This window comes from Comamonas sp. (assembly GCF_036643215.1).
Classification (GTDB): Bacteria; Pseudomonadota; Gammaproteobacteria; order Burkholderiales; family Burkholderiaceae_C; genus Comamonas.
In genome coordinates this window covers 78,320-85,871 of sequence record NZ_JAVXSJ010000019.1, presented here as the reverse complement: position 1 = coordinate 85,871, position 7,552 = coordinate 78,320, and the positions used below count along the sequence as shown (strand labels likewise).

General features: G+C 58.9%; 8 protein-coding genes. All 8 read right to left on the bottom strand.

The annotated features are described in order from the left end of the window. Positions 1-13 precede the first annotated feature (13 nt). Positions 14-484, bottom strand: a complete 471-nt coding sequence (locus RSF91_RS13945) for a DUF4102 domain-containing protein (protein WP_332568983.1) — start codon at positions 482-484, stop codon at positions 14-16. A gap of 263 nt (positions 485-747) precedes the next feature. Beyond that, positions 748-2,235 (bottom strand): ribonuclease G, encoded by a 1,488-nt coding sequence (gene rng, locus RSF91_RS13940; protein WP_332568980.1) that lies wholly within the window; start codon positions 2,233-2,235, stop codon positions 748-750. 134 nt (positions 2,236-2,369) lie between these two features. Beyond that, the gene (locus RSF91_RS13935; RefSeq protein WP_332568979.1) at positions 2,370-2,984 is read right to left on the bottom strand and encodes a Maf family protein; all 615 of its coding nucleotides are present in this window, start codon (positions 2,982-2,984) and stop codon (positions 2,370-2,372) included. 167 nt (positions 2,985-3,151) lie between these two features. After that, entirely contained in the window at positions 3,152-3,619 is a 468-nt protein-coding gene (rlmH, locus tag RSF91_RS13930; RefSeq protein WP_099737225.1) for a 23S rRNA (pseudouridine(1915)-N(3))-methyltransferase RlmH, read from the bottom strand. Beyond that, positions 3,619-4,302: a ribosome silencing factor gene (rsfS, locus tag RSF91_RS13925; RefSeq protein ID WP_332568978.1), complete on the bottom strand. Its 684-nt coding sequence runs from the start codon at positions 4,300-4,302 to the stop codon at positions 3,619-3,621. Before rsfS ends, rlmH begins: the two co-directional genes overlap by 1 nt. Positions 4,303-4,542: 240 nt before the next feature. Next, positions 4,543-5,496 (bottom strand): oxygen-dependent coproporphyrinogen oxidase, encoded by a 954-nt coding sequence (gene hemF, locus RSF91_RS13920; RefSeq protein WP_332568977.1) that lies wholly within the window; start codon positions 5,494-5,496, stop codon positions 4,543-4,545. Next, entirely contained in the window at positions 5,496-6,788 is a 1,293-nt protein-coding gene (purD, locus tag RSF91_RS13915; protein WP_332568976.1) for a phosphoribosylamine--glycine ligase, read from the bottom strand. Before purD ends, hemF begins: the two co-directional genes overlap by 1 nt. Next, a complete protein-coding gene (locus tag RSF91_RS13910; protein ID WP_332568975.1) occupies positions 6,785-7,504 on the bottom strand; it encodes a YebC/PmpR family DNA-binding transcriptional regulator in 720 nt (239 codons plus the stop codon). Before RSF91_RS13910 ends, purD begins: the two co-directional genes overlap by 4 nt. Positions 7,505-7,552: the final 48 nt, after the last annotated feature.

The following is a 7,552-nucleotide window of genomic DNA, read 5'->3' as shown; positions in this document are numbered from 1 at the left end:
AGCTACGCCCGGGTCAGGGGACACTCGACTTCAAATTGATTTGTGCAACAACGCCCGCTGCGAGGCGAAAAATTTCCTTTAATACAATCAGCAACGTGTTCGCCTCCACCCAGCCTAGCTTTGCTTTTTCAATCAACGCCACAACATCCGAGGCCGAAACCTCTGAAACCATCATTGAGCCAATACTGGCATCAACGCATTTCAGATTGCGGCCATAGCTGCACTGCGTGCTGGTGGCCAACGTGCCAAGCTTCTTCAAGCGGTAATCCGCAACCAGCTTCCGTACTGTCCAGTCTTCCCGAGACTTCGCTTTTCGCTTTTCCAAAGCAGGATCGCGTCCTTGCTGAAGCTCCACACGCTTTTCCGAAGCCAGCCTTCGAGCCAAGGCCAGAGTGATATCCGGGTAGCGCCCCAAAGTCAGCTCCACGGGCCTACCCCCTGATCTATAACGCAGCACCCACGCCGCAGCCCCCGCTGCAGACAACGTGAAGGTCAGTCCTCCTCCATCCGATTTAGCGGTAGCAGCCCCTTCTTGATGAGGTTGCGCAAGTCCATGTCCGTCAGGACATTCTGCCGATTTATGGGCACAACAAGTCTCCTTCAAAGATTTAGCTACACATCCAGCTACACATAAAGAGCCAGATGCTAGTAGATCAGATTGAAGAAGTTTGGACAAAAAAATCTATAAGCTGTTGTTTTTAATTAAAATAAAGAATTGAAATCCGACAACAATGGATGCCGCAGAACTCAAAGCAGAACAATGTCGTACTGCTCTTGCGCCATCGCTGATTCAGCCTGCAAGGAAATAGGCTTGGCGATGAAGTCCGAGAGGCTCGCCAGATGCTGACTTTCCTCGTCAAGAAACATCTCCACCACCTTGGGGGACGCCACCACGCGAAACTCCTTGGGGTTGAACTGACGGGCTTCACGCAGGATTTCACGTAGCACCTCGTAGCAGACACTGCGTGCAGTCTTGACATCGCCCTTGCCTGAGCAGGCCGCGCAAGGCTCGCACAGCATATGCGCTAGCGATTCGCGGGTGCGCTTGCGCGTCATCTCCAGCAGGCCGAGCTGCGAGAAGCCGCCTGCCATCGTTTTGACACGGTCTCGACCCAGCTGGCGGCGGAACTCTGACAGCACCTCGCCCTGATGCTCTTCGCGCACCATGTCGATGAAGTCCACGATGATGATTCCGCCCAGATTACGCAGTCTCAGCTGGCGGGCAATGGCATGGGCCGCTTCCAGATTGGTCTTGAAGATGGTGTCGTCAAAATTGCGCGCCCCCACATAACCACCGGTATTCACGTCGATGGTAGTCAGGGCCTCGGTCTGATCAACGATCAGGTAGCCACCCGACTTCAAATCCACCCGGCGACCCAGGGCCCGGGCGATTTCCTCATCAATGGCATAGAGGTCAAAAATCGGCCGCTCGCCCTTGTACAGCGCCAGTTTTGGCACGGCCGCAGGCATGTATTCCTGACCAAAGCTCTTGAGCAACGCAAACTGTTCTTTGGAATCAATACGGATGCTCTGAGTGTTCTCACCCACCAGATCGCGCAGCACGCGCTGCAGCAAGTTCAGGTCCTGATGAAGCACCGACATGGCGGGCAGTTTCTGCGCCGAGTCCTTGATGCGCGCCCAGGTCTTGCGCAGGTAGCGGATATCGTCGGCCAGCTCTGCCTCGCTGGATTCTTCACCATTGGTGCGCAAAATAAACCCACCGCCACCGCCGTTGGCCTTGGTGCCCACCAGCTCCTGCAGACGCGCGCGCAGTGCATCGCGCTCGTTTTGCGGAATTTTCTGGGAGATGCCGATATGGTCGTCCTGCGGCAAAAACACCAGCAGGCGACCCGCAATGCTGACCTGCGTGGACAGGCGTGCACCCTTGGTTCCAATCGGGTCCTTGATGACCTGAACCATGATGGACTGGCCTTCAAACACCTGTTTCTCAATCGGTATCAGGGGTTGATCCTTGCGCGCAAACATGGGGGCTTCGCCACCTTCCTGACGCTGCCACACATCGGCCACGTGCAGAAAGGCCGCGCGCTCAAGACCAATGTCGATAAAGGCCGACTGCATGCCAGGCAGGACGCGCGAGACTTTGCCCAGATAGATGTTGCCGACGAGACCGCGCTCCAGCGGGCGCTCCATGTGCAGCTCCTGCACCGCGCCGTTCTCGACAATCGCCACCCGCGTTTCCTGTGGCGACCAATTGATCAAAATATCTTGCTGCATTGACTGTTGTTCTTTCTTTATCGGTCTTGCCGTTTGCTTGACCCAGTGTGCGACGCGCGCACGGCGGGCGCAAGGCTATGGGCGTCTCCTGCGAAAGCAGAATGCCTGTTCAGAGTACCAAGCGCACCAAAGGTTCAGAGTGCCCAGCCCAGCTGGCGCAAAAGACCCGCAGTTTCATACACCGGCAAGCCCATGATGCCCGAGTAGCTGCCGCGTATTTCTGCAATATGCGCCGCCGCCAAGCCCTGGATGCCATAGGCACCGGCCTTACCCATGGGCTCGCTCGTGGCGACATAGGCGTCAATCTGCGCCTCGCTCATGGGGGCAAAGCGCACGGTAGAGATGGACAGGGCCTGCAATCGCTGCGCGCCACTTTGCAGCGCCACTGCGGTCAAAACTTCATGCTCAGCACCAGACAGCAGTCGCAAGATGCGGCGCGCATCGTCTGCATCGGCTGGCTTGCCCAGAATTTGCGGGCCCAGAGCCACGGTGGTGTCAGAGCACAGAATCGGCGCCGCAGGCAGGCCACGGCGTGCATGGCGGGCCACGGCCGCATCCAGCTTGCCGGCAGTCACACGCTGCACATAGTCGTGGGGGTCTTCGCCGGGCAGCTCGGCCTCTATGGCCTCGGCATCTTCGGCAATATCCCCTGCGGCATTAGCCAGCAGGAGTTCATGCGCCACGCCCAGCTGCTCCAGCAGTTGACGACGACGGGGGCTTTGGGATGCGAGGTAGATGAAGGAGGCCATGATTTTGATTAAAAAGGCCTCTAGCGCCCATAAATCAAGCGCATCAGGCTATCAAAATCATAGTACCACGCGCTAGGCAAAATTGCACGCAGCGCCCAGTCACGACGGTTGTCCGTGACTGGCTGACTTGCAGCGATACAAGCGCAAGCGGGCGGCAGGGGCCGCTGTTATTCGCGATGGTAAGGGTGACCGGCGTTGACCGACCAGGCTCGGTAGAGCTGCTCGATTAGCAGCACGCGCACCATGGCGTGCGGCAGGGTCAGGTCAGACAGGCGGATACGTTCATGCGCAAGCGCGCGAAACTCGGGGTCCAGACCATCGGGGCCGCCAATGATCAGAGCCACATCATCACTCTCCAGCTGCCAGCCCTTGAGACGCTGTGCCAGCGCCTTGGTGGTCAGGTTAGTGCCGCGCTCATCGAGCACCACGATGCGGGTGCCACGCGGAATAGCTGCTTCGATACGCTTGCGCTCCGCTGCGTACAAGGTCTCAAGCGTCTTGGAGCCGCGAGGCTCGGTTTTGACGGCCTTGAGTTCAACCTTGAGTTCAGGCGGGAAGCGCTTGGCGTAATCGTCGTAGGCCGTCTGCGCCCAATCGGGCACATGCAGGCCTACGGCCACAATGGTCAGCTTCATCAGGCCTTGGCGCGAGGAGCACGCTTTGCAGCGGGCTTGGCAGCCGTTTCAGCCTTGGCAGTACGAGGAACGCTGGGCTTGACAACCACTGTCTTGATGGTCTTGGCGGCAACCTTCTTGGCTGCGGGCTTCTTTGCAGCAGGCTTGGCACCGGCAGCAGCCGTCTTGGTCGCGGGCTTTTTGGCAGCAGCCTTCTTGGCGGCAGGCTTCTTTTCAACCACGGTGTTGGCTGCAGCAGCTTTTTCCACAGCCAGCTTGGCAGCCAGCTTTTTGGCGGCCAGTTCAGCGGGCTTGGGCTTGGCGGCGCCCAGCTTCAGGCGCACAGGTGTCGCGCCCCAGATTTCTTCCAGACGGTAGTACTGGCGAATGACGGGCTGCATGATGTGGCAAACGACAGCGCCGCAGTCCACGATGATCCATTCACCGTTTTGCTCGCCTTCCTGGCGGGGCACGGGAAAGCCAGCTTCCTTGACGGCTTCGCGCACGCTGGAGGCCAGAGCCTTGGTCTGACGGTTAGAAGTACCCGAGGCCACGATCACGCGCTCGAACAGCGGCGACAGCGCTTCGGTGTTGAACACCTGGATATCGTGGGCCTTGACGTCTTCGAGGCCGTCAACAATGGCGCGCTGGAGTTTGGTGACGTCGCGCTTGGCTGCGGAATCCGATTTGGTGGAGGTGGTCATCAGGCGATGGAATCAGTAAGTGATGGGATCAATATAGCGTGTGCTGCGCCACACCCGTATCAGGGCTGGGTTAGCGTAAGCATCCAGACCCGCAAGGCCTGCACTCACCACGCATTGAAAAAGGTTGATGCGCCAATTGATTAGTGCGCATCCAGCTATGGAAATTATAGTTTTCTAAAAATTTCCTTGCTGACAGGGCTTTATGCGCTGCCAGCAGGGAAATAGGCTCATCAAGGCAGGTTACAGCCAGTCCCGACGAATCAGGAACTTGTCGAGTAGATCACGTTCAGGCGTACCGGGTGCATCTTCGCGCTGATAGCTCCAGTTCGCGTGGGGCGGCATGGACAGCAAAATGGACTCGGTCCGGCCACCAGACTGCAGGCCAAAGTGCGTGCCGCGGTCCCAGACCAGGTTGAACTCCACATAGCGGCCACGGCGATAGCGCTGAAAATCGACCTGCTGCGGCGTATACGCCGCATTCTGGCGACGTTCCACGATGGGCAGATAGGATTTCAGAAAGGCATCGCCCACCGAGCGCAGCATGGCAAAGCTCTGCTGCTGCCCCAGTTCGCTGAAGTCATCAAAGAAGATGCCGCCAATGCCGCGCTGCTCGTTGCGGTGCTTGAGGAAGAAATACTCGTCACACCAGGTCTTGAAGCGCGGATAGAGCGCATCGCCAAACGGCGCCAGCGCATCGCGGCAGGTCTGGTGAAAATGCACTGCATCGTCTTCAAAGCCGTAGACGGGCGTCAAATCCATGCCGCCGCCAAACCAGCAAGTCTTGGGCTGACCGGGGTGACCCGCAGAGATCATGCGCACATTCATGTGCACCGTAGGCACCATGGGGTTGCGCGGGTGAAACACCAGCGACACGCCCATGGCTTCAAACGGTGCACCCGCCAGCTCAGGGCGGTGCTGAGTCGCCGAAGGCGGCAACTGCGGGCCACTCACATGTGAGAAGCCACAGCCTGCGCGCTCAAAGACGCGCCCGCCTTCCATGATCTTGGTGATACCGTTGCCCTGCAGCTTCTCGCCCGGCTCTTTATGCCAGGCATCGGCCAGAAAACGAGCGCCGCCCCCACCTTCGATCGCTTCCAGCGCCTCGGTGATACGGGTCTGCAGACCCATCAGGTACTCGCGCACCTCGCCTGCGGGCAGCTGGTCAGCGACGAAAGATGAGGATGGCTGCGTCATCAGTCAGCCTTCTTGATAGCGCGAAAGCCAATGTCGCGGCGGTACTGGGCGCCATCGAAATGGATGCCACGGGCCACGTCATAGACTTTTTGCTGGGCTTGCTTGACGCTGTCAGCCAGCACCGTCACGCACAGCACACGGCCACCGCTGGTGACGGGTTGGCCGTCATCGCCCAACTGCGTGCCAGCGTGGAAGACCATGGCATCGTCAGCCGCTGCGGGCAGGCCGGTGATGACATCGCCCTTGCGGGGAGCTTCAGGGTAACCAGCAGCTGCCATGACCACGCCCAGAGCAGTGCGGCGATCCCATTGCAGCTCAAACTGGTCGAGCTTGCCGTCGCAGGCTGCCAGCATCACGTCCACCAGATCGCTCTTGAGGCGCATCATGATGGGCTGAGTCTCTGGGTCGCCCATGCGGCAGTTGAATTCCAGCGTCTTGAGCTGACCAGCCTTGTCAATCATCAGGCCCGCGTACAAAAAGCCGGTGTAATTCACGCCGTCTTTTTCCATCCCGCGAATGGTGGGCAGAATGATTTCGCGCATGGCGCGGTGGTGCACATCGGCCGTCACCACGGGGGCGGGCGAATAAGCACCCATGCCGCCGGTGTTGGGGCCCTGGTCACCATCCTTCAGACGCTTGTGATCCTGGCTGGTCGCCAGCGCCAGCACGTTCTTGCCGTCGCACAGCACGATGAAAGAGGCTTCTTCGCCGTCGAGGAATTCCTCGATCACGACGCGAGCACCACCTTCGTTGTGGGTCACGCCGTACTTGTTGTCCACCAGCATGAAATCCACGGCGTCATGCGCTTCCTGCAGCGACATGGCAACCACCACGCCCTTGCCAGCAGCAAGACCGTCGGCCTTGATGACGATAGGCGCACCCAGACGGTCCACATAGGCGTGGGCCGCTACGGCGTCGGTAAAGGTTTCATATTGCGCAGTCGGGATGCTGTGGCGCGCCATGAAGTCCTTGGAGAAGGCCTTGGACGATTCCAGCTGGGCTGCAGCCTTGGTCGGGCCAAAGACCTTCAGGCCATGAGCGCGGAACTCATCGACCACGCCAGCAGCCAGAGGAGCCTCGGGGCCCACCACGGTCACGGCGATCTTTTCGGCTTGCGCCCATTCGCGCAGAGCCTGCACATCAGTGATGTTCAGGTTCTCCAGCTTGCCGCCAGCCAGGGCTGTGCCACCGTTACCGGGAGCCACATACACCTTGGTCGCTTTGGGCGATTCGGCCAATTTCCACGCCAGAGCGTGCTCACGGCCACCGCCGCCAATCACAAGAATTTTCATAGGTCTGCGTTGTGGTAGACGTCTTGAACGTCGTCCAGGTCTTCAATCATGTCCAGCAGCTTCTGCATGCGAGCTGCGTCGTCGCCTTCAAGAGCGATTGTATTTTCTGGGCGCATGGTCACTTCTGCCATGTCCGGGGTCAAGCCAGCGGCCTGAAGTGCATCACGCACGGCTTCAAAGTCGGCCGGGGCTGTCAGCACCTCGATGCCACCTTCGTCATCGGTGATGACGTCCTCGGCACCAGCTTCCAGTGCGGCATTCATGACTTTTTCCTCGTCCGTGCCGGGGGCGAACATCAACTGCCCCACATGCTTGAACTGAAAAGCCACTGAGCCTTCGGTGCCCATGTTGCCGCCGTACTTGCTGAAAGCATGGCGCACATCGGCCACTGTCCGCACGCGATTGTCCGTCATTGTGTCCACAATAATGGCGGCGCCGCCAATTCCGTAGCCTTCGTATCGAATTTCTTCGTACGTCACTCCATCGAGATTGCCCGTGGCCTTGTCGATGTTGCGCTTGATATTGTCGGCCGGCATATTTGCGGCCTTGGCCTTGTCCACCGCCAGACGCAGGCGTGGGTTAGCGCTCAGATCAGCACCACCCTGGCGTGCTGCCACCATGATTTCACGAATGATGCGGGTCCAGATACGGCCACGTTTTTCATCCTGGCGACCCTTGCGGTGCTGGATGTTGGCCCATTTGCTGTGTCCTGCCACGGGAGTCCTTTGATATTTGATTTAACCTAGCGGATGAGATTTTACTTT

Excerpts from the sequence above, each read along its gene's own strand:
- RSF91_RS13935 (WP_332568979.1), bottom strand. The coding sequence starts at position 2,984 with ATGGCCTCCTTCATCTACCTCGCATCCCAAAGCCCCCGTCGTCGTCAA.
- purD (WP_332568976.1), bottom strand. The coding sequence starts at position 6,788 with ATGAAAATTCTTGTGATTGGCGGCGGTGGCCGTGAGCACGCTCTGGCG.
- rng (WP_332568980.1), bottom strand. The coding sequence starts at position 2,235 with ATGCAGCAAGATATTTTGATCAATTGGTCGCCACAGGAAACGCGGGTG.
- rsfS (WP_332568978.1), bottom strand. The coding sequence starts at position 4,302 with ATGACCACCTCCACCAAATCGGATTCCGCAGCCAAGCGCGACGTCACC.
- hemF (WP_332568977.1), bottom strand. The coding sequence starts at position 5,496 with ATGACGCAGCCATCCTCATCTTTCGTCGCTGACCAGCTGCCCGCAGGC.
- rlmH (WP_099737225.1), bottom strand. The coding sequence starts at position 3,619 with ATGAAGCTGACCATTGTGGCCGTAGGCCTGCATGTGCCCGATTGGGCG.